Source organism: Nitrospirota bacterium (genome assembly GCA_040755395.1).
Classification (GTDB): Bacteria; Nitrospirota; Nitrospiria; order Nitrospirales; family Nitrospiraceae; genus DATLZU01.
The window spans coordinates 1-1,222 of the sequence record JBFMAX010000064.1 but is presented as its reverse complement, the minus strand read 5'-3'; the positions used below and the strand labels follow the sequence as shown (position 1 = coordinate 1,222).

Genomic DNA, 1,222 nt, shown 5'->3' with positions numbered 1-1,222 from the left:
AGTCAAGTCGCGATTTTTGTGGGTTTTTGTTCCGCGCCCCAGAGCGGGGCCATGTCCATGTAACGCCTGAACGCCCAGTCTTCTGTGACCCTGAGCATCACCACCGTGGCCAGGTTGGCCAGGCTCTCTTCGTTGGGAAACACGCCCACCACCCTGGTCCGCCGCTTCACCTCCCGAAAAAGTCGCTCCAGCACATTCGTGCTCTTGATGTGCCTCTGGTGACCGCTGGGAAAGTCCAGGTAGGTCAAGGCCTCCTCCAAACCCTGGGCAAACACCTCCACCGCCCGCTTGAACCGGTCCCCGTAGCGCTCCACAAACCCCCGGGCCAGGGATTCGGCGGTAGTCCGCCGCTTTGCCGCAAATACCTCCTGAAGCTCCTCGGCCACCACCTCCCGCTCCTGCTGCGGCACATGAGCCAACACATTGCGCGCAAAGTGCACCACGCACCGCTGCCAACGCGCCCCGGGAAGCTCCGCCATCACCGCCTGGCGGATGGAAAGGTGGTCATCCGAAATGACCAGCCTCACCCCCTGAAGCCCCCGCTCCAAAAGGCCCTTCAGCAGGTTGCGCCACGCCTCTTTCCTCTCCCCACCTGCCGGCTCCACCGCCAGCACCTCCCGGTATCCCTCCTCGTTCACCCCCAGCGCCACCAAAACGGCCAGGTCCACCACCCGCCCGCCCCAGTTCACCTTGAAGTAACTGGCGTCCAGGTACAGGTAGGGGTAAGCCCCCTCCAGAGGCCGCCGCCTCCAGGCGAAAAGTTCCTCCTCCAAACGCTGGGCGATCCGGGAAACCGCGTCCTTGCTGATCCGCACCCGCGAAAGCCCCTCGGTGATAGCGGCGATCTTCCGGGTGGAGACCCCTTGCAGATACATCTCCAGCACGGCCTCTTCCACCTCCCCCGTCATCCGCTTGTAGCGCTCAAAGACCTCGGTGAGGAAGGCCCCCTCGCGGTCCCGGGGAACCTTGAGCTGGGTGATCTTGCCCACCGGCGTGATCAGGTCCCGGGTGTAGTACCCGTTTCGCTCCCCCCGCCGCCTTGGCGTGCGCTCGCGGTAACCGGCGCCCAAATGCTCGCTCATCTCCTCCTCAAGCACCGCCTCCATCACAGCCTTCACCCCATCCCGGATACGCCGGCTGATCTCTTCCTTGGTCAACTTCCTCATCTGTTCCCGGTCCATCCGCCCCTCCGTGCTTAACCCACAAGATAAGCGACACTACC

The 1,222-nt window shown here is 63.7% G+C and carries 1 protein-coding gene; it reads right to left on the bottom strand.

All coding sequences use genetic code 11. The annotated features are described in order from the left end of the window. Window positions 1-2: 2 nt before the first annotated feature. Window positions 3-1,181, bottom strand: coding sequence for an IS256 family transposase (locus AB1555_20170; GenBank protein ID MEW6248995.1), 1,179 nt, complete (start codon window positions 1,179-1,181; stop codon window positions 3-5). Window positions 1,182-1,222: the final 41 nt, after the last annotated feature.

Excerpts from the sequence above, each read along its gene's own strand:
- AB1555_20170 (MEW6248995.1), bottom strand. The coding sequence starts at position 1,181 with ATGGACCGGGAACAGATGAGGAAGTTGACCAAGGAAGAGATCAGCCGG.